Here is a 20,116-nt window from a genome sequence, read left to right as displayed (position 1 = left end):
TATGGCAATTCTAGACATCCTGACCTACCCCGATCCGCGCCTGCACAAAGTGGCAGCCCCAGTGGAAGAAGTCAATGACGACATCAGGCAACTGGTGCGCGACATGGCCGAGACCATGTACGACGCGCCTGGCATCGGCCTGGCTGCAACCCAGGTCGACGTGCACAAGCAGGTGATCGTCATGGACCTGTCCGAGGACAAGTCCGCGCTGCAGGTGTTCATCAACCCCAAGATCCTCAGCAAGTGCGGCAGCCAGGATTACGAAGAGGGCTGCCTTTCCGTGCCCGGCTTCTACGAAACCGTGACGCGCGCGGCAGAAATCACGGTGGAAGCCCTGGACGAACATGGCAAACCGTTCACGCTGCAAGCGGACGGTTTGCTGGCAGTCTGCATCCAGCACGAGATAGACCACCTGCTTGGCAAGGTATTTGTCGAATACCTGTCCGGCCTCAAGCAGAACCGCATCAAGAACAAACTCAAGAAACGCCAGCGCGAGCGCGCCTGATCGACCCTCCATGAAAATCATCTATGCCGGGACTCCGGAATTCGCAGTGCCAGCACTGGCAGCCCTGATTCAGTCATCCCATGAAGTGAGCCTGGTGCTGACCCAGCCCGACCGTCCCGCAGGCCGGGGCATGAAACTGAAGCCCAGCCCGGTCAAAAGCCTCGCGCTGGAGCACGGCATTACGGTATTTCAACCGGAAACGCTCAAGGATGAAGCCGTACAGGCCAGGATAGCAGAAGAGAACGCTGACGCCCTCGTGGTGGCAGCCTACGGGCTCATCATCCCGACCGCCGTGCTCAATATGCCGCGCCACGGCTGCTACAACATCCACGCATCGTTATTGCCGCGCTGGCGCGGCGCCGCCCCCATCCAGCGCTCCCTGCTCGCCGGGGACAAGGAGACCGGCGTCACCATCATGGAGGTCGTGCCGGCGCTGGATGCAGGCGCGATGATCTTGCGCGGCTCGCTGCCCATCACTGAGCAGGATACTGCCCAAACCCTGCATGACGGACTCGCGCAAATAGGCGCTGAACTCATGCTGCAGGCCATGGACAGGCTCGAACAGGAAGGCAAGCTGGAAGCCGAGCCTCAGGACGAAGCGCTCGTCACTTATGCGGAAAAGCTGCAGAAGACGGAGGCAGCCATCGACTGGCGCAAAAGCGCAGAGGAATTGTCCCGACAAGTGCGCGCCTTCAACCCGTTTCCTGTCGCGCAAAGTACGTTGAAGGGCGAAACCTGCCGCATCTGGATGGCGCAGGCGGTGGCCGGCGCTGCGAAGCCGGGCGCCATCGTGTCGCTGGACGACGGCATCCTCGTGGGATGCGGCCAGGGCCTGCTAAGGATCGAGGAACTGCAACTGCCCGGCGGCAAGCGCCTGAAGGCAAGGGATTTCCTAGCAGGCAACCCGCTCGATTTGGGCGACAAGTTCGGCGGCTGACGCCATCAATCCTGCGCACTGCCTCATCGGCAAAAAAGCTGTCCGTCCGCTTGAATTTTTCCCATTGACCACTATCTAATTGGGGAAACAAGAGCGACAGATTGCGGCCGTATGCCGCACGTAATGAATTCAGAATGGAGTGTTAAACAATGGTAGGAAACTGGCTAAAGACTTCCATCCTCATGGCGGGGATAGTCGTCCTGTTCGGCTCGGTGGGCGCAGCGCTGGGCGGCGCGAGCGGCATGATGATCGCCCTGCTGCTGGCAGGCGCCATGAACGTCTATGCCTACTGGTTCTCCGACAAGGCCGTGCTCAAGATGTACAACGCGCGCGAGGTGGATGCCAATACGGCTCCCGAGTTCTACAACATGGTGCGCGAGCTGGCGCAAAATGCCGACCTGCCCATGCCCAAGGTCTACATCATCGACGAGAGCCAGCCCAACGCCTTCGCGACTGGGCGTAATCCCGAAAACGCCGCGGTAGCGGCGACCACCGGCATCATGCGCATCCTCACCCAGCGCGAGCTGCGCGGCGTCATGGCGCACGAGCTTGCCCACGTCAAGCACCGCGATACGCTCATATCGACCATTTCCGCCACCATTGCCGGCGCCATTTCCTCGATTGCGCAGTTCGGCATGCTGTTCGCACACGGCCGTGACCGCAATGTGCATCCGGCTGTCGCGCTGCTGATCATGATCGTGGCGCCGATCGCGGCCATGCTGATCCAGATGGCAATCTCGCGTGCGCGCGAGTTCGAGGCAGACCGTGCCGGCGCGGCCATCTGCAACGACCCTACCGCGCTCGCCGCCGCATTGCAGAAGATACACAACTACGCGCACAAGATTCCGCTGGAAACTGCCGAGCAGCATCCCGAGACTGCGCAAATGATGATCATCAACCCGCTTTCGGCAGACGGCATCAAGGGCTTGTTCAGCACCCATCCGCAAACCGAGGAACGCATCAAGCGCCTCATGGCGATGGCTGCCTGACCCGTGCAGGTCTCGCAGCAGCTTGCCGCGCAAGCCGTCGGGCAAGTGCTTGATGGACGCAACCTATCCGTCGTGCTGGAAACGCTGTTCCAGCACCATCGCGACATCACACCGCAGCAGCGTGCCGCCAGCCAGGACCTGGCCTACGGCACGTTGCGCTTCTACGCGCGGCTCGAGACCTTGCTGCAGCAATTGCTGCAGCACCCGTTGAGCGACGCCTTCATCCATCATTTGCTATTGGTCAGCCTGTACCAGCTTGCTTATGACAAGGCCGGCGCGCATACCGTGGTCAACCAGGCCGTGCTGGCCGCCGCAAAAACCAGGAAAACCTGGGCCAAGGGGCTGGTCAATGCCGTCCTGCGCAACTTCCTGCGCCAACGCGATACTCTGGAACAGCGGCTCGCCAACAACGAAGCCGCGCAATACTCCTACCCGCAATGGTGGATCAACAAGCTCCGGCAACAATACCCTGAACATTGGCAGTCCATGCTGGAAGCAGGCAACCAGCATCCGCCCATGACCTTGCGCGTGAACCGCCGCCATGGCGATACGGCAAGCTACCTGGAAAGTTTGCAGACATCGGGGCTGGATGCCCGTGCGCTGGATGAACAGGCCATTATGCTGGAGCACGCCGTGCCAGTCGGCCGCCTGCCGGGTTTCGACGCAGGCCGGGCGTCGGTACAGGACTGGGGCGCCCAGTTTGCCGCGCTGGAACTGGATGTAGCCGACGGCATGCGGGTGCTGGACGCCTGTTGCGCGCCTGGCGGCAAGACCGGCCATGTCCTGGAACTGGCCGATGTGCAGATGACTGCCATGGACAATGACGCCCAGCGCCTGCATCGCGTCCGGCAGAACCTGGACCGCCTGGACCTGCGGGCCAACTTGGTGCAAGGCGATGCCGGCAATCCGGAGGCCTGGTGGGACGGCGTGCCGTACGACCGCATCCTGGCCGATGTGCCCTGTACCGCCTCGGGCATCGTGCGCAGACATGTGGATATCAAATGGCTGCGGCGGGAGCAGGACATTGCGGCATTCGCCGAACAGCAGCGCGTGATATTGCAGGGCTTGTGGCGGCTGCTGGCAAAGGGTGGTAAATTGCTTTACGCCACGTGCTCGGTATTCCACGAGGAGAACCACCAACAGGTCTCGCGGTTTCTGCAAGTTCAGCCCGATGCGCGCCTGGTGCCCTGCAAGCACAGCACATTACAATTAAACCAAGGACAATTACTCCCCGGTACAGAACATGACGGCTTCTTTTACGCTTTACTGCAGAAAGTTTAGGCTGTTCCTTTTACTGCTGGCTTTTTTCAGCTATCAGGCCGTTGCCACCCAAAGCAGCCTGTCAATCGACTCCGCAGAGCTGGTCGCTTCCGAAGACGGCGCTTACCTCCTGGATGCGGATTTTGGCCTCGTCCTCAGCCCGGCGCTGGAAGAAGCCGTCAGCAAGGGCATGCCGTTGAACTTCCTTGTAGAGTTCCAGCTTGTTTCGCCCCGCCGCTACTGGTTCGACGATGAGATCGTCAGCCTGACCAGCAAGGTTTCCTTGAGTTACCATGCCTTGTCCCGCCAATATCTGGTCAACCGCGACGGCCACCAGCTCTCGTTCGCCAGCATCCAGGAAGCCAAGGAGGAAATTTCCCACCTGCGGAACTGGCAGGTGATTGACGGCGGCCTGCTGAAAAAGGGCGAGAATTACCAGGCCGGCCTGCGCATGCGCCTGGATCAATCCAAATTGCCGAAGGCGTTGCAGGTGGACACCCTTAGCTCGGAGGACTGGAACATGGCATCCGAGCGTTTCCGCTGGACGCCAGCGCTCAGCCAGTAAACCGACATGAAGTACATCGTCTTTATCAGCGCAGTCTTGGGGGCGGTACTGCTGTACCTGCTTTCCCACGCCAGTACCCGCAGCGCCTCCGCGGGCAATTACTACAACCTGCTGCTGGCCTTGAACCTGGCCCTGGCTGTCGCCTTGATCGTACTGATCGGCATCCAGCTCTGGCGGCTGTACCGCCAGATGCGCAGCAGCATCATGGGCAGCCGGCTGACCCTGCGCCTGCTCGGCAGCTTTGCCTTGATGGCGATTATTCCCGGCGTCATTGTGTACGCCGTATCGGTCAACTTCCTCACGCGGTCGATCGAATCATGGTTCAACGTCAAGGTGGAAGCGGCGCTCGAAGGCGGCCTTCGCCTGGGCCAGAGCGCGCTGGACATCATGCTCTCCGACCTCGAGGACAAGGCTGAGACCATGGCCTTGTCGCTGGCATTCCAGCCCAGCAACCTGCACCTGAGCGTGCTCAACGACCTGCGCGAGAAAAGCGGCGTCCGCGACGCCGTGCTCTTGACCGTGCAGGGACGCATCCTGGCCTTCTCCAGCGGCGATCCGTCCAGCTTCCTGCCCGACCTGCCCAGCGTCCCGCAACTGCGGCAAGGACGGCAGCATGTCTACGGCGTCATTGAACCCATTCTCGGCAAGGGACTGTACCTGAGGGTCCTGGCTCCAGTAACTATGAACGACATGGCGGGCGAGACCCGCATACTGCAGTTGCTGCAACCGGTGCCCAAATCTCTGTCGGAAACGGCTGAGGCCGTGCAGGATGTCTATGAGGACTACCAGGAGCTTTCCTTCAGCCGCGAGTCGCTCAAGGAAGTGTTCGCGCTGACGCTGACCCTGGTATTGATGCTCGCCATGTTGTCCTCTATCGCATTTGCATTCTTGCTGAGCCGCCGGCTTTCCGCCCCGCTGGGCATCCTCGCCGAAGGCACGCGCGCCATTGCCCGCGGCGATTACGGTACGGTATTGCCCGCGCACGGCAAGGACGAACTCGGCATCCTCGTGCAATCCTTCAACAGCATGACCCGCCAGCTCAACGACGCCACCCAGGCCGCCGACCGCAACCGCGCCCGCCTGGAGGCCGCGCGCGGTTATCTCGAAACCATTCTCGCCCACCTTTCCTCCGGCGTGCTGGTGCTCGGCGAGCATGGGCAGCTACGCACGTTCAATTATGCCGCTTCCCACATTCTCGGCGTCCGGCTGACCGAGGAAACCCTCAACCAGCCGCTGGACCTGCTCGCCCACCAGCAAGAAACCCTGGCGAGTTTCGTCAACCGCATCCAGGTCTACTTCAAGGCCGACTCCGCCTCGGAATGGCAGGAGCAAATGGATATCAGCACCAGCCAGGGCAAGCAAGTATTGCTGGTCCGCGGCACACGGCTGCCCGATGGCCCGGATGGAGGCTTTGTCGTCGTATTCGACGACATCACGCAGATGGCGCAGGCCCAGCGCGACGCCGCCTGGGCGGAAGTGGCGCGCCGGCTGGCGCATGAAATCAAGAACCCGCTCACGCCGATCCAGCTTTCCGCCGAGCGTATCGAGCACAAGCTGGCGGCCAAGCTGAGCGAGACGGATGCGGAAATGCTGAGCCGGGCGACTGCCACCATCGTCAGCCAGGTCAACGCCATGAAGACCATGGTCAACGAATTCAGCGAATACGCTCGCCTGCCGGCCCTCAGCCTTGACACGGTAGACCTCAGGCAATTGATCCAGGATGTGCTGGCATTGTACGAGGCCGGCTCCATCCAGATCAAAGTGGATATCCCGCCGGAGCTGCCCAAGGTGCACGGCGACGCGACCATGCTGCGCCAGGTCCTGCACAACTTGCTGCAGAACGCGCAGGACGCGTTGGAACACCATCCGCAGCCCGCAATCGTCATTTCATGCAGCCTGGCGGATGAGCGCGTCAAGCTATGCGTCAAGGACAACGGCGCAGGCTTCCCGCTGGAGATACTCTCCCATGCGTTCGAACCCTACATGACCACCAAGCGGCATGGAACCGGCCTGGGGCTGGCTATCGTCAAGAAGATTATCGAAGAACACAAAGGCAGTATCAAGGTGGAGAACCTGGAACCAGACGGTGCGATCGTCACCGTCGCCATACCAATAGCGGAGCGCAAGCAATGACGGCAAGGCAAGTGCTAGTCGTGGATGACGAGATCGGCATCCGCGAATTGTTAAGGGATATTTTGCAGGACGAAGGCTATCAGGTGCGCCTGGCCGAGAACGCGGCGGAAGCCCGCACCTGGCGCCAGCAGGCCCGGCCGGACCTGGTGCTTCTGGATATCTGGATGCCGGACTGCGACGGCATCACCCTGCTCAAGGAATGGGGCAACGGCGGCCTGCTGACCATGCCCGTCGTCATGATGTCCGGGCACGGCACCATCGACACCGCGGTCGAGGCCACCCGCATCGGCGCATTCGACTTCCTGGAAAAGCCCATCGCGCTGCAGAAGCTGCTCAAAACCGTCAATGCCGCGCTCAAGCATGGCGAGCAACTGCCGCGCTCCGACATGAACCTGCTCAACCTGGGCAAAAGCCCGGTCATCTCGGAGTTGCGCCAGCGCCTGGAGCAAGTCGCCAACCTGCGATCCGCCTTGCTGCTGATCGGTGCCAAAGGCAGCGGCCTGGAACTCTGTGCCCGCTTCCTGCACCAGCCGGGCTCACCGTGGCTGGAGCTCAACGAAACCGAACGCCTGGCCTCGGCGCCGCTGGAACTATTGGAACATGTCAGCGATGGCCTGATATTCATCCCGGAAGTCGCCGAGCTGAACAAGACCGAGCAGAAGGGCCTGCTGCTCCTACTCTCCAAGGCGGAAAAATATGACGTGCGCGTGGTCTGCGGCACGGCGCGCGCCTTGCCGCAACTGGTGCAGGAAGGCGCGTTCGACAGCACCCTGCTGCAAGCGCTTTCCATCGCCACGGTCAGCGTACCGGCGTTGGAGGACCATCGCGAGGACATCCCCGACCTGGCGCGCTCCATGGTCGCCCTGATGGTGGAAACCGGCGAGGCCGCCTACCGCGAGTTCGATATTGCGGCGCTCAACGCGCTGCGCAACGCGGACTGGCCGGGCAACCTCGCCCAACTGGACAGCGTGATCCGCAACCTGGTGCAAACCTCGCTGGGAGAGAAAATCACCCTGGCGGACGTCAACCGGGTGGTCGGGCAGTTTGCGCAGATGCACCAGGAGAACTCCGGCAACGCCGCTGCCACATCATTGGCCATCGACCTGGATCAACCGCTAAGGGAAGCACGCGACGCTTTCGAGCGCCTGTACTTCGAGCACCACATCGCCAAGGCAGGCGGCAACATGAGCAAGGTCGCGGAGAACGTGCAACTGGAACGCACCCACCTCTACCGCAAACTCAAGCAACTCGGGGTCAAAACCAAGTAGCTTACTGGCGTTGCGCTCGCGCATCGTAAAGACAGATGCCGAACGCCACAACCAGCATGAGTACCGGCAGCGTCAAGGCCAGGTTGTCCATGCTCAACGTGCAGATCCCGCCCAGCACGGCACCCAGCAGGAAGCAAAGGCACACCAGGCCAAATACGCGCGCCTCATGCAATGCAACCTGGTCCATCTTGTGCGTGATGCCCTTGAACAGGCTTTCTATGCTGCGCCGCAGGTTGCCCGTCGTCATTACCGAGTTATAAGGCGAGCTGCCGATATGGGTAAAGCTGGAATTCTGCATGGCCGCCACCAGGGCGATCCCCGGCACTAGCCAGGCGTCAGGGAAGTCTGCAGGCAACTGGCTGCCTATTCCAAGCATCACGATCTCCAGGGCCAGGCATACCAAGGCCGGACTGACGATTATTTCCCTCACCCTGGGCAAGCGCAGGCAATTCGCCAGAAACACCCCGGCGATGAATGCCAGCAACGGCGGCACATGGCGCAAAGCCTGAGCCCAGTCCTGGGCGGCCACCGCGATTCCCATGAGGACGATATTGCCGGTCATGGCATTGGCGAACACCTGGCCGTGGCCGACAAAGGTAAAGGCGTCGAGGAAACCGCCGGACAGCGTGAGCAAGGCGGCAACGCGCAGGGAATTGTCGGCAGGCAGGGATGCAGGAAGCGGCATTCCGCAAGGAAAACATAAAACCTGCACGATCTGCAATGGCTGAGTATGGTTACCTCAGCCATTGCAGGTCAAGGAATAGCTGAAATCAGGCTTTTCCGCCTGCGACTGCGCGATACATCAAGGCGCCGATCACGCCGCCGACGATGGGCGCTACCCAGAACAGCCAGAGCTGGTCGATAGCCCAGCCGCCTGCATATACTGCCACGCCAGTGCTGCGGGCCGGATTCACGGAAGTATTGGTCACGGGGATGCTGACCAGGTGGATCAGGGTCAAGGTCAGGCCGATCGCAACCGGTGCCAGGAATGTTGGCGCACGCTGGTCGGTCGCCCCCATGATGATGAACAGGAAGAACGCCGTCAGTACCACCTCGGCCACCAGTGCGGCCGTGAGTGCATACCCGCCCGGGGAATGCTCGCCGTAGCCGTTGGAGGCGAACCCTGCAGTGACATCGAACCCGGCCTTCCCGCTGGCAATGAGATACAGCACCCCGCCTGCGGCAATCGCGCCCAAGACCTGCGCAATGATGTAAGGCAGCAACTGGCTGCCTTCAAAACGGCCGCCCGCCCACAGGCCAATCGATACTGCAGGGTTGAGATGGCACCCGGAAATATGGCCGATGGCAAAGGCCATGGTGAGCACGGTCAAGCCGAACGCGAGAGATACGCCATGCAGGCCGATGCCGACCTCGGGAAATGCCGCGGCCAATACGGCGCTGCCGCATCCTCCCAATACCAGCCAGAATGTTCCCAGGAATTCCGCACTATATCGATTCATTATTTGATCCTCCTTAAATATGCTGTCATGGCCGCCCTCTCGATAAAAGAGTCCACCAGCGCCAGTATAGGAGGTTTATTGCCGTGAAAATGGCATCGAAACGTCAACAATTGTCAGCAATTGCGCAGTGTCAGCTCTAGGAATTGTGCTTGCACCGATCAAGGATATCGCCCGCGCTACCGTGGTCATCGGCAAACAAGGTGGCTTCATCGCCCTTGCTCCACCATTCGAGCGCGGCATTGCGGTAACGTGCCCCGCTCGCGGAGATAGCCTGCTCCAGCGTGTGGGTTTCACCCTGGTATTGCAGCACGGCCTTGTCCTGCTCATAAGTCACCTGCGCCACACCGCCGCTCTCGCATTGGTAAAGCCACACTTGGGGCTTGCCGCCGGAATGGCAGGCTGCCAGCAGCAAACAGCACCACAGCATCAGGGAAGCACGCATCATATTGAACCCTCCTTTACACGTCTTATCAGATTTTGCCTTCAGTCGAAAAACCAAACAGGTCGCCGAAGACGGTGCCGATCCACGGCAAGTGCGACCCAACGCCGTTATACGTTTGTAGCCAACGGGGCCATTACAACCGGTCGAACACCGAGCCTATATCCGGGCTGAACAAGCGGTTGTACAAGCGGGTGGCATAGACATCGGTCATACTGGCGATATAGTCGCAGATCACCCGCCGGGGTTCCGCGTCATGGCGCAGCTGCGCCAGATGGGCAGCCGGCAACAGGCGCTCGGGGTTTTCCAGCAACGTGGAAAACAGGCGCACGATCATCTGCTGCCCCTTGAACTCCAAGGCCTGGATTTGCGGCCGGCGGATGACTTCATCGAAGACGAATTTCTTGAGGATATCGAGCAATGCGCGGGCCTCCGGCTGCATTTCCGCCTGCAGCCGCAGCAACGGGGAAACAAAGCCTGTTTGCTCGCTGATCGTAATGTTGCCGATAAAATAGCCAACCAGCTTGCTGACCGCATGCTTGCGGTCGCGGTCGCTGCCGGAGAACAGCTTGCTGTTGTAGAAATCGGCTTGTTCATACAAAGGGCAGCCGGGCAAGGCTTGCGCCTGCGTCATCACCAGCGCCTTCCATTGCCTTTCGGTGACCAGTTCCAGCGCCAGCGCGTCTTCCAGGTCGTGCACGCCATAGGCGATGTCGTCCGCAAGCTCCATGATCGAAGTATCGAAACCCTTGTACAACGACTTGGCATGCTTGCCCGCCACCGGCCGGGTTTCGCGGAACCGGGCGCGGTCCGCCTCGGGCAGCGGCGCGAGTATCCAGTCCAGGATATCCGCCTCTTCATCGTGGATGCACTTGGGCGGCCTGGCGTACTCGATGTTGGAAGAAGCGCCCTGCGCCGCCGAGCCATAATTCGCCGCCTCGCTGTGCAGCACCGGATATTTCAGCAAGCCGAGCATGGTGCGGCGCGTCAGGTCCAGTCCATGCTCGGGCGAGTACTCGCCCAGCCTGCCGATAATGCGCAGGGTCTGCCCGTTGCCCTCGAAGCCGCCGTACCCATGCATGAAAGCGTTCAAGGCGACCTCGCCGCCATGCCCGAACGGCGGATGCCCAAGATCGTGGCCCAGGCAAATGGCCTCGATCAGGCTCAGGGAAGGGATCCAGGTGCTGTATTCCGCATTGCCTTTGTATTGCTGGCGCAATTGCTCGCATATGCCCGAGCCGATCTGCGCGACCTCGAGGGAATGCGTCAGCCGCGTGCGGTAGAAGTCGCTGTCGCCTATGCTGAAAATCTGCGTCTTGGACTGCAGCCTGCGGAACGAGGCCGAATGGATGATGCGCGCGCGGTCGCGCTGGTATTCCCCGTCGACCTCATCCGAGTTGAAAGGCTGCCCGGTATAGCCCGCGGCATAACGCCTCCGGTCCACCCAGTCCTCCATGGTCTTGTCTTGGTTATTCTGCATGGCGTGATATTGCCATGAAAGCGCTACGGAACGACACCCAGCCGGCAAGTTTTATACGGTTTTGCCTGCAAACGTGGCGCAAGACGGGTTGCCGCAGACAGTGTTGATGCATGGCACGGGGGCGCACGCAGTGATACCTTGAAGGCAAAACCGTATCAATGGCTGGCAGCTCGCACCGCGCGGAACATCGCACATTGGCGGAAGATTTCCATACTCAGGGGCACATCGCGCTTTTTCGCCAGCCGCAGCGCGAGGCGCAGCAGCATCTTGATGTCGCGCGGCGCGATGCCGGGAAAACTGGCCACCAGCTCCGCAATCAGAGCTTCGTCCATATCCGCCTGATACTGCGCTGCCATCACGCGCCAGATGGCAGCGCTATCCTCGGGGCCGGGCACGGCATAGTCGATGATCGCGGCGCAGCGTGAAATGATGGCATCGTCGATGTCGTCCGGCCGGTTGGTGGTCATGAACAGCAGGCCGTCGAAATATTCCAGCGTGCGCAAAAACTCGGCCACGATGGCGTTCTGCTCGATATTGGAAGCGCGCTGCATGACGAAGATGTCGGCCTCGTCCAGCAACAGCACGCAATGCCAGCGCCTGGCCTGCATGAATATCTTCTGCAGGTTCTTGTTGATCTGCTCCGGCACCGTGCCCAGGTTGCCGGAATGGATGGCATACAGCGGCCGCTCGATCAATTCGGCATACACTTCAGCCGTGAGGGTCTTGCCCACCCCCGCCCGCCCCTTGCACAGGATGACGTTGCCAGCGCTCTTGCCCTCGATCAGGTCGTCCACCAATACGTCGACATCCGTGGTAAGCACGTCCAGCAGTTCGCGGTGGCTTTGCGGCAGCACCAGCTTGTGCCGCAGGCTCTTGTCATAGGCATAAGGCTGCAGATTGTCGCTGTGCGCCCAGAGGAACTCATGGGTCTTGAGGTCGAACACGCGCGTCAGCGGGTGCTCGGGCATGACGGCATGGCCATGCGCGCTACCCAGTACGTCGGTGATCTCGGATTCGGCATGGTGGGTGAACGCGGCGTAGTCGCCGGCTTCCAGGTCGTGGATCACCCGGTGCCCGTCGAGCAGCTGGCCGCGGCGGCGGTAATTGTTCTCCTCGTAGCAATAGGCTGCGCCACTCAGGCGGAACTGCCGCGCGAACGCATGCTGGACGACCTCGCGGTGCCGGGTCACGGAAGCCGTATGCGCGGCCTTCATTTCCGGCGTTTCGTGGTACAGGCCGCGCGCAGCGAGCACATCGCCGATCCGGTGCCCGAGGACATCCTGGGGCAGGAAGGCATGCGCCATCACCTGCGGGCCGTACTTGGCCCTGTAGCTGTCCTCGTTGGAATAGCCGTAGGCCTGCGTATGCAGCATCACCGAAGGGCTGGAGCGGCCGGGAATGCCCGGCGTGGCGCTGATACGGGTCAGCAGCTCGGGATAAAGACGGCCATCGTCCCCGGCGGCATATAGCCAGCCGTCGACCAGGCCCTGACGGAAGAACGCAAGCAACTGGGCAGGAAAAGCCTCGAAACCCTCGACCGCTCCTGCGGCCTGTCCGTCCATCGCCGCAAGCAGGGAACCCGCAACCAGCGCGGTAGCGGTTTCGCCCAGCGCGCGGGCAGCGTCCACGATATCCTGCAAGGCCTGCCGGTCGAGCATGGCGGTATTGATGCTGTAAAAGCGGGGGCTGTCAGCAGCAGCCTGGGCGCGGTATTCGCGCAGCAATTCGCTTTTCGTGGCATGTAACAGCTGGGCGCTTATGGTCAATGGCATTGCTTGATTCTTGTACCGTCGGTATACAGGGCAAACCGCATATTGCCATGAAATCGCAAGACGCCACAGACTGCACAGCTAAGAGCCGCTAACAAACCCTGTCATTGTTCCTCCGCCTTGCCGTATTGCCTGCGGCAGAGCGCCTAGTCAGCACCGTTCGCTGAGTTCCGCTAGCGGCTCTAATCCCGCGTCGGGGCGATGCGGAAAGTGCGGACGATGTCCATTTCTTGCAGCGCATGCGCCAGCACGGAAATATTGTCCTGGTCGGAAGTGCGCAGGATCATGCTGTATTCCAGCAGTTTGCCGTCATGCGAGATGGCGTAGCTCATATTGGCGATGGTGAAGCCCTTGTCCGTGATGAACTGCCTCAGTTCCCTTTCCGGCATCGGGTTATAACGGTCGAACGATATCTGGTAATGCGCATAATAGTGGGACGGCAGGCGCACCTCTATCCAGCGGAACAGGGAAAGCGTGCCCAGCGTCATCAAGGTGGCCAGAACGGCGGGGAAGTAAAAGCCGATGCCGAACATGATGCCGATCGCCGCCGTGATCCAGATCGAGGCCGCCGTGGTCAGGCCGCGCACGGTGAAGCCCTCCTTGAAGATGACCCCGGCGCCGAGGAAACCGATGCCGGTCATGATGCCTTGCGCCATGCGGGAAGGATCCGCCTTGATCGTATCCTCCGGCACTCCGGGCAGCAGTTTCCATTGATACAGCGTCAGCAGCATGAGCAGACTGGAGGACAAACAAACCAGCGTATGCGTGCGGAAACCGGCGGGACGGCCATGAAAACTGCGCTCCAGTCCGATGATGCCGCCGGCCGCGATGGCGCTCACAAGATGGATGGTAATCAGGAAATAATCATGCATGCGCAACCTCGCCAGATGTGCCCGCTGTCATCAGGATAAAGCGGCCATGATAAAGGAAAGACCGCACTGATGTACCGTGCGCGGCTTTTTAAGGATAACAGCCGGAACGGGCTTGCGCGCGACCAGGACTCGGGACGCTAGAACGGAGGCTGTTCCAAACGCCAACCATGGCGGGAATAGACATCCATCAATGCCTGCCCGTTATCGTTGTAATGAATCTCGGTGCCCGCTGGCACGGCGAGCGTTTCCAGCAATGTACGCAATATGGGGCGCACCATGCCAATATCATGCGTCGTGATATCGACACGCTGGTGCAACACGTGCTGTGAACCGTCCTGCTCCGCATCGCTGAACGACTGCCCCCAGCCTATCACGGTGCCTGCCTCGGCTTCCAGCAGCAGCCGGGCAAGCTCGTTTTCCCGCTGGTGGAAAGGGTCCTGCCGCGCATGGGGCTTGACCGGGATCTTGACGTAGACAAACAAGCTCTGCGGACTCTGGTTGAATAAGGTTTCCCGTTTTGCCTCGCCTTGGTGGCTTGTGATGCTCATATCAGTCGCCTTTTTTGTCATGTGGGTTTTTAACGGTTATCCCATTAACCACGTTGACATCATGGCGTCACAGGGCTGTGCTCGAAACGGACTCCTACACGCGATTGCGGCTTGCACCGATACGCATGACTGCTCAGCGGCGTAGCATGGAGCGATCTATCCGGATAGGAGCACCATCATGTCCAAACACAAGCCATTGCAAGAACAAGTCATTGTCGTCACGGGCGCTTCCAGCGGCATCGGCCTGTGCACAACCATCATGGCCTCGGCGCTCGGTGCGACCGTGGTATTGGTCGCACGCAGCGAGGAGACCTTGACGCAGCTCACCCAGGAAATCAATGCCAGCGGCGGCGAGGCGCTCTATGTCGCGGCCGACGTTTCGGAGCGGTCCGAAGTCAACAGGGTGGTCGACCAGGTGCTGGCCCGCTACAGCCGCATCGACACCTGGGTCAACGATGCAGGCGTCTCCATTTACGGCCGGCTGGACGAAGTAGACGAGGAAGACAGCCGGCGCCTTTTCGACATCAACTTTTGGGGTGTGGTGAACGGCTCGCTCGCGGCATTGCCGCACTTGCGCCATAGCGGCGGCGTGCTAATCAATGTCGGCAGCGAAGTGTCCGAGAGCATGATACCGCTGCAAGGCATGTATACCGCCTCCAAGCATGCGGTCAAAGGGTTCACCGACGCTTTGCGCGTGGAAATCGAGGATGTGGACGAAAGCCCGGTCTCCATCACATTGATCGAGCCTACCGCGGTAGACACGCCCTATCCGGAACACGCGAAAAACTACATGTCGCGCGAGCCCAAGCTGCCGGATCCCATGATAGACCCGCAACTGGTCGCAGAAGCCATCCTGCATGCGGCTCAGGAAGGCGGGCGCAATATCAGGGTGGGGCTGATGGCGAGCCTCAATATCTCGTTAAGCAAACTCATGCCGGCATTGGCGGAAAAGCTTTCCGCGCGCCTGGTAGATAAGCAGCAGCATGTCCGTCCGCCGCAAAATCCGCAGGGCACCTTGTATAAAGCAGGCGGAAGCGGCCATATCCACGGCACCACAAGGCATTAGACGAGGTGGCTTGAAAGCTTCAGGCACGCCAGCGCTGGGCGTATTCCTGCCATGGCGTACGGGCTGCATTGGGCTTCGTTACACTGGCAGGGGTGCCCAGGTTCAACAGGCCGATGATCCGGTCTTGCGCCCCGAACCCCATGACCTTGTGCAGCAATGCCGCCAGCGGCTCAGGCGTGCTGCTCCAGAAGCCGCTGTAGCCCAGCAGATGGGCGGCATTGAGCATGCTCATGACTGCGGCCCCGGCCGCCAGCAATTGTTCAAACTCCGGTGCCTTGGGATGCGGCGTGATGCGCGCGGCCAGCACGATCACCACCGGCGCCGTCGTCAGCTTCAGGGCGTATTTTCCCTGCAACGCCTGCACCTGACCGGTTTGCGCATCCGGGTGTTGTAATACCCGATGCAGCAGCGCCTGCCTGTCTTCTCCTTGCACCACCTTGAAATGCCAGGGACGCAAGCCGGCATGGTCAGGCGCGACGGCTGCCGCCTGCAGGATGGCCTCCAGTTCTGCCGGCGCAGGCGCCGGTTCGCTCAACGGCCAGGCAGAACGGCGGGACAGGAGGGTTGCTATAGTTTGGTCATGTATGGAATTCATGCTTTCCTCAAAATGCACAATATCTGGATCAGGCCAGTAAATTAAGCTCGCTACATACTGCAGTACGGCCTGTTTACCGAGCCCTCAGATAATTGAATATCGAAATTCTCCTTTTTCAGCCACGCCCGGATATGCTGTCCAAATTCCGTCTGCAGCGACTCTCCCTTTTTCTACCTTGCCTGCATGCCTTCAGCATGCAAGCTGCAGCACCACCGGCGTATGGTCGGACGGGCGCTCCAGCTTGCGCGGCCCCTTGTCTATCCAGCAACGCAGGCACTCGCTTTTGAGCGCATTGCTGACCAGGATATGGTCGATGCGCAGCCCGAGGTTGCGGCGAAAGCCCGCCATGCGGTAATCCCACCAGCTGAAGCTGGCCGGCTCCTGCTCGAACAGGCGGAAACCGTCATGCAGGCCCAGTGCTGCTATGGCGCGGAACGCCGCGCGCTCGGGCTCGCTCACCAGCACCTGGCCCTCCCATGCTGCCGGGTCATGCACGTCGAGGTCTTCCGGGGCAATGTTGTAGTCGCCCAGCAAGGCCAGTTTCGGGTGGGCGGCGAGTTCGGCCTGGAGATAGGCCGTGAGCGCTTCCAGCCATCCCAGCTTGTATTGGTATTTGTCGGAATCCAGGCTCTGTCCGTTTGGGATGTAAGCGCATACTATCCTGATGCCGTTGATGGTAGCGGTCAACAGCCGTTTCTGCTCGTCATTCAGCCCCGGGATGCCGAACGTCACGTCCTCGATCGCGTGCGGGCTGAGGATCGCCACGCCGTTATAGGTTTTCTGGCCGCTATGCACGGCGTTGTAGCCTGCTTCCTTCAATGCGTCATAGGGAAATTTGCTGTCCTCCTGCTTGGTTTCCTGCAGGCAGAGCACGTCCGGTTTTTCAGCGGCAATCCAGTCCAGCACGTGCGGCAGACGGACATTGAGGGAATTCACATTCCAGGTGGCGAGTTTCATAAAGCAATGTGTCGGAGCAATTGGTCAATCCTTGAGTGTATCACTGCTGGCGGATTATCTTGCGACGTAGGCCTGGTATTCTTAGAGCCTGTTCAATGTCTTTTCATCAGGCACGTTGCCCCGTCAGGGTAGTCGAAGCAAGGCGCAAACCGCAACCGTGCTCATTGCCCGGCGAGGATTTGCAACGCAGCAGCGGCTGCGCTGCCGGGGCAACCCGAAGGGCATGACTCCAAAACGCGCCCGCTCCGCGTTGCAGTCCTTGGCAAAGCATCAGCATTACCTGCGGACTGCGCCTTGACCGGACACGTTTTGGACCCATGCGTGCCCGATGAAAAGACATTGAACAGGCTCTGTGAAGCGCTGTCGATATCCAGGCGCAGGATACGGCGGATTTCCAGAATGGCCTGCGGCGTCTCCTGCACGCTATGCCAGGAGGGGATCACCAGTTCGGATTGCGCGCCTGCCAGGTGGGCGCTGACATAAGGCACCACGCCGTCGTCGGAATCATCCAATGCAAGCTTGGGCGTGTAGTTACCGATGATGGAATGGTAAGGGACGGCCGGCGCCACCGGCATGTTGGATGCCAGCCGGACGAAAGTGTCGCGGTCGCTCAGGTTATTGATGCTGTTGGGAATGCGCACGGTCTTGCCGCCATCTGCAGTGCCGCTGTCATTTGACGGATTCACGATCAATACGTCGCTGAAGCGCCGCGCCATATTGACCGGCAGAGATATCAGGTTGGAAAGCCAGCGGGAAAGGTTGTTTTCCGCAAACGGGGTTCCCCGGTGCGGGGCGGCCACGAAGATGGCGCGCTTGATCTGCGGTACCGGCTCGAACCTGAGATAAGGCCCCAGCCTCTCCTGTGCCCGTTCCAGCTTCTGCCCTTGCAACGGATAATTGGCAAGAAAGGAATCCCACAGTTCCTCACCGGAAGACGAGATCATGAGGCGCGAAAGCACGCCGCCCATGGAGTGCCCGACGACCACAATATGGTTGGATGCAAGAGAGGTCCCGCCCGGATCCAGCGTTTCCAGCGCCGTCTGCAGCGCGGCGCGGATATGGAAATTGTTGTAGGCCAGCGGGGCATTGGTGGGATAGTAAACCTGCCATATCTGGTAATGCTGGCGCAGCTCCTCGTCGCCCAATACTTCATTGGCCACATTGATCCACGCTTCCGGGCTGCTCGCGAGACCGTGCAGCATCAGGATGATACGGCGGTTGGGATCGAACGGCTGCATCAGGTAGATGTGCGCGTCGTCAAGGCCAGTAGCACGGCCGAACAAGGTGTTGATCGCCTGCGCAGCGAAGCCGGAACGCGCCAGCCACAATCCGTACCCGGAAGTGAAGTTGGCCGCCAGCGGCACCTGGGTATTGCCCACTTGGATGCTGGCTTGGCGGTATGGGTCGTAGCCGACGATCTCCACTTGCTGCGTATCGAGGATTTCATTGATGGATTCTCCCTTGAATAGGAGAACGACGGAAATAGCCGGATAGGCCGTTTCGCTGAATGGCGCGCTATCCTCCTTGCCCACGACGGGAGGCCTAGTCACCGCGACCAGCTCGGCCCCGAGGCCGTCGCGCCGATACATATTGCGCAGGCCGGTAAAAGTAAGCGAGGAAGCGGGAATGATTTCTTCCGGTACCGGCTGCCCCTCCGGCAAGCGGATATTTTCCAGGCGGGTCTGCAACTGCCAGTTCCCCACGGACTGCAATGGCTGCCGGTCCTGGCCGCCATGCTTGTGCATCCTGAACAACAGGGTCAACACCTGCTGGGCGGCAAAGTTATAGTAGTCCCGCACCTGGGTCTGCCTGTCTTCAAAAGCCCGCTCGCTAGGCTGGCGGCTGGTATGGAACAGGTAGGCATAGGCATAACGCGCGCTTTGCAGATAGGCATCTAGCGTGGCGTGCCCGTTGTGCAATGATTGATCGGCTTTTTCGCCATCCAGCGCGGTCTTCAGCCAGAGTTCCGACAATGTCGCCAGGCGCCGTTCGTCGCGCAAGCCTTGCGAGCTGGCAATCGCCTGCTTGCACTCCGTGGCGCTGGCCAGGCAGCTGGACGCATCCAGCCCGACCACGCGTAGACTCTCATCCGTCGCATGGCTCAAGTTGCCCGTGGTCAGGACATCGCCCCGGCGCTGGTTGAGATAATCCTTTACTTGCACCGAAGAAACCTTGACGCCTGCGCACCCTTGCAACACAAACGACGCGACCAGCAGGGCGAACAACAGCCTCAAGGAAAGAAAAGATGGCAAACGCATATTTGGCAACTCACTCATGCATATTGTCTCGGATCAAGCGCGAAAAATCAGGGTCCTGGTCTGCCGCCTTGGCCCTATCGGTGATCCTTCCGTTCCGGCGCAATGTATCGAGAGGAAAGCGGGTGTCCAGGCCGCCGATACTGTAAAGGTATTCGGGCAGGTAGCCGGACAGCAACAGGCGGTAATCCATGGGCAGCCCCGGGATGATCTTGCGCACCATTTCATAGACCACCGTGGTGCAGTTGGCGGTCACCGTGTGGTAAAAGCGCGGCTTTGCCACCAGTTGGTTCGCTTCGCCGGCGTACGCCAGGAATAGCTCGCGCATGGCTTCCTGCGGCATGCTGATGCGGTAGAGGTATACGTCCTCGCCGCGGATATTGGTGCGCACACGCACGATGTCGCGCTCGTCGGCCACGATCAGGCTGGTCTCGAACTGCTTGAAGAAGCCGCCGATTTCGGAAAAGGCTTCATGGCGCTCCTTGCGGATTTCTACCGAAAACACCAGGTAACGGCCATCGCTGAATCCGAAGGATACCAAGGTGTGGGCAATGGCGGGACCAGTCCAATAGGAAAGCAGCATATCCACGCTCCGGAGCTGGTCCAGGTCGTAGCGGCGTTGTTCCCAGCGCGGCTTATAATCGGTTTCGCTGCGCCAATCGAAGTTCCGCACGTGGCTGAATGTGACCACGCTTCCATCCCGAATTGCAGTCGTGGTCTCGGCAACATCGTCGGCCCACTCCCGCTCATTGGAAGGCGTGAAGCTCTGCCACCAGCCGAGCAAGCAGGCAAGAGCAGCAATATAGACCAAGCTCCCGCGCTTCGTGCCATGACGACGCACTGCGATCAGGCTGGCTCCGGCAATACCTAGCCACCCCGCAATCGCCAGGAGTTTTAACGACTGAGTGGCCGGGAACTGGTAATAGAGCGCAAAAGCACCCCAAACCACGCTCAATAAAAACACAAAGCCGAGCAGGAAACGGATGGCTAAATGAAAAAATTTGCCCATGAGCGCCAG

The 20,116-nt window shown here is 60.3% G+C and carries 19 protein-coding genes; 8 read left to right on the top strand and 11 right to left on the bottom strand.

What is annotated here, in order from left to right:
• Nucleotide 1: 1 nt before the first annotated feature.
• The 7 genes from def to ACJSDX_RS09535 all read left to right on the top strand — a co-directional run bounded on the left by def (nt 2) and on the right by ACJSDX_RS09535 (nt 7,657).
• On the top strand, nt 2–505 hold the full coding sequence (gene def / locus ACJSDX_RS09565) for a peptide deformylase (protein ID WP_407994509.1): 504 nt from the start codon (nt 2–4) through the stop codon (nt 503–505).
• Nucleotides 506–515: 10 nt separating this feature from the next.
• The gene (fmt, locus tag ACJSDX_RS09560; protein WP_407994508.1) at nt 516–1,442 is read left to right on the top strand and encodes a methionyl-tRNA formyltransferase; all 927 of its coding nucleotides are present in this window, start codon (nt 516–518) and stop codon (nt 1,440–1,442) included.
• A 149-nt stretch (nt 1,443–1,591) separates the two neighbouring features.
• Nucleotides 1,592–2,431 carry a zinc metalloprotease HtpX gene (htpX, locus tag ACJSDX_RS09555; protein WP_407994507.1) on the top strand — a complete coding sequence of 280 codons (840 nt, stop codon included), beginning with the start codon at nt 1,592–1,594 and terminating at the stop codon, nt 2,429–2,431.
• 3 nt (nt 2,432–2,434) lie between these two features.
• Entirely contained in the window at nt 2,435–3,712 is a 1,278-nt protein-coding gene (rsmB, locus tag ACJSDX_RS09550) for a 16S rRNA (cytosine(967)-C(5))-methyltransferase RsmB (RefSeq protein WP_407994506.1), read from the top strand.
• Complete coding sequence (locus tag ACJSDX_RS09545) at nt 3,675–4,256, top strand: DUF4390 domain-containing protein (protein WP_309564103.1); 582 nt, start codon at nt 3,675–3,677, stop codon at nt 4,254–4,256. Before rsmB ends, ACJSDX_RS09545 begins: the two co-directional genes overlap by 38 nt.
• 6 nt (nt 4,257–4,262) lie before the next feature.
• Nucleotides 4,263–6,389, top strand: a complete 2,127-nt coding sequence (locus ACJSDX_RS09540; RefSeq protein ID WP_407994505.1) for a sensor histidine kinase — start codon at nt 4,263–4,265, stop codon at nt 6,387–6,389.
• Entirely contained in the window at nt 6,386–7,657 is a 1,272-nt protein-coding gene (locus tag ACJSDX_RS09535; protein ID WP_407994504.1) for a sigma-54-dependent transcriptional regulator, read from the top strand. Before ACJSDX_RS09540 ends, ACJSDX_RS09535 begins: the two co-directional genes overlap by 4 nt.
• A gap of 1 nt (nt 7,658) precedes the next feature.
• Here ACJSDX_RS09535 and ACJSDX_RS09530 read toward each other — a convergent pair whose 3' ends face one another.
• From ACJSDX_RS09530 to ACJSDX_RS09500, 7 genes are all read right to left on the bottom strand, one after another.
• On the bottom strand, nt 7,659–8,342 hold the full coding sequence (locus ACJSDX_RS09530) for a YoaK family protein (RefSeq protein ID WP_309564099.1): 684 nt from the start codon (nt 8,340–8,342) through the stop codon (nt 7,659–7,661).
• Between the two features lie 85 nt (nt 8,343–8,427).
• Entirely contained in the window at nt 8,428–9,117 is a 690-nt protein-coding gene (gene aqpZ, locus ACJSDX_RS09525) for an aquaporin Z (protein WP_407994503.1), read from the bottom strand.
• A 136-nt stretch (nt 9,118–9,253) separates the two neighbouring features.
• Nucleotides 9,254–9,562, bottom strand: coding sequence for an MliC family protein (locus tag ACJSDX_RS09520; RefSeq protein WP_407994502.1), 309 nt, complete (start codon nt 9,560–9,562; stop codon nt 9,254–9,256).
• 130 nt (nt 9,563–9,692) lie between these two features.
• Complete coding sequence (locus ACJSDX_RS09515; RefSeq protein WP_407994501.1) at nt 9,693–11,036, bottom strand: anti-phage deoxyguanosine triphosphatase; 1,344 nt, start codon at nt 11,034–11,036, stop codon at nt 9,693–9,695.
• A 155-nt stretch (nt 11,037–11,191) separates the two neighbouring features.
• The gene (locus ACJSDX_RS09510; RefSeq protein ID WP_407994500.1) at nt 11,192–12,808 is read right to left on the bottom strand and encodes an AAA family ATPase; all 1,617 of its coding nucleotides are present in this window, start codon (nt 12,806–12,808) and stop codon (nt 11,192–11,194) included.
• Nucleotides 12,809–12,987: 179 nt separating this feature from the next.
• A complete protein-coding gene (locus ACJSDX_RS09505; RefSeq protein WP_407994499.1) occupies nt 12,988–13,677 on the bottom strand; it encodes an MgtC/SapB family protein in 690 nt (229 codons plus the stop codon).
• Nucleotides 13,678–13,814: 137 nt separating this feature from the next.
• Nucleotides 13,815–14,225 carry a hypothetical protein gene (locus ACJSDX_RS09500; RefSeq protein WP_407994498.1) on the bottom strand — a complete coding sequence of 137 codons (411 nt, stop codon included), beginning with the start codon at nt 14,223–14,225 and terminating at the stop codon, nt 13,815–13,817.
• A 178-nt stretch (nt 14,226–14,403) separates the two neighbouring features.
• Here ACJSDX_RS09500 and ACJSDX_RS09495 point away from each other — a divergent pair, with 178 nt between their 5' ends.
• The gene (locus ACJSDX_RS09495) at nt 14,404–15,291 is read left to right on the top strand and encodes an SDR family oxidoreductase (RefSeq protein WP_407994497.1); all 888 of its coding nucleotides are present in this window, start codon (nt 14,404–14,406) and stop codon (nt 15,289–15,291) included.
• Nucleotides 15,292–15,310: 19 nt separating this feature from the next.
• Here the strand turns inward: ACJSDX_RS09495 and ACJSDX_RS09490 are convergent, their stop codons facing one another.
• The 4 genes from ACJSDX_RS09490 to ACJSDX_RS09475 form a co-directional block, all read right to left on the bottom strand.
• Nucleotides 15,311–15,886 carry a nitroreductase family protein gene (locus ACJSDX_RS09490; protein WP_407994496.1) on the bottom strand — a complete coding sequence of 192 codons (576 nt, stop codon included), beginning with the start codon at nt 15,884–15,886 and terminating at the stop codon, nt 15,311–15,313.
• A gap of 189 nt (nt 15,887–16,075) precedes the next feature.
• A complete protein-coding gene (xth, locus tag ACJSDX_RS09485; RefSeq protein WP_407994495.1) occupies nt 16,076–16,843 on the bottom strand; it encodes an exodeoxyribonuclease III in 768 nt (255 codons plus the stop codon).
• A 161-nt stretch (nt 16,844–17,004) separates the two neighbouring features.
• Nucleotides 17,005–19,101: an esterase/lipase family protein gene (locus tag ACJSDX_RS09480; RefSeq protein WP_407994494.1), complete on the bottom strand. Its 2,097-nt coding sequence runs from the start codon at nt 19,099–19,101 to the stop codon at nt 17,005–17,007.
• Between the two features lie 10 nt (nt 19,102–19,111).
• Nucleotides 19,112–20,107, bottom strand: coding sequence for an Lnb N-terminal periplasmic domain-containing protein (locus ACJSDX_RS09475; protein WP_407994493.1), 996 nt, complete (start codon nt 20,105–20,107; stop codon nt 19,112–19,114).
• Between the last annotated feature and the right edge of the window lie 9 nt (nt 20,108–20,116).

Origin of the sequence: Methylobacillus draconifructus, from assembly GCF_045984355.1 — a bacterium.
GTDB classification, from domain to species: domain Bacteria; phylum Pseudomonadota; class Gammaproteobacteria; order Burkholderiales; family Methylophilaceae; genus Methylobacillus; species Methylobacillus flagellatus_A.
Note: the sequence above shows the minus strand (reverse complement) of the source record. Positions and strands in the feature narration are given on the sequence as shown.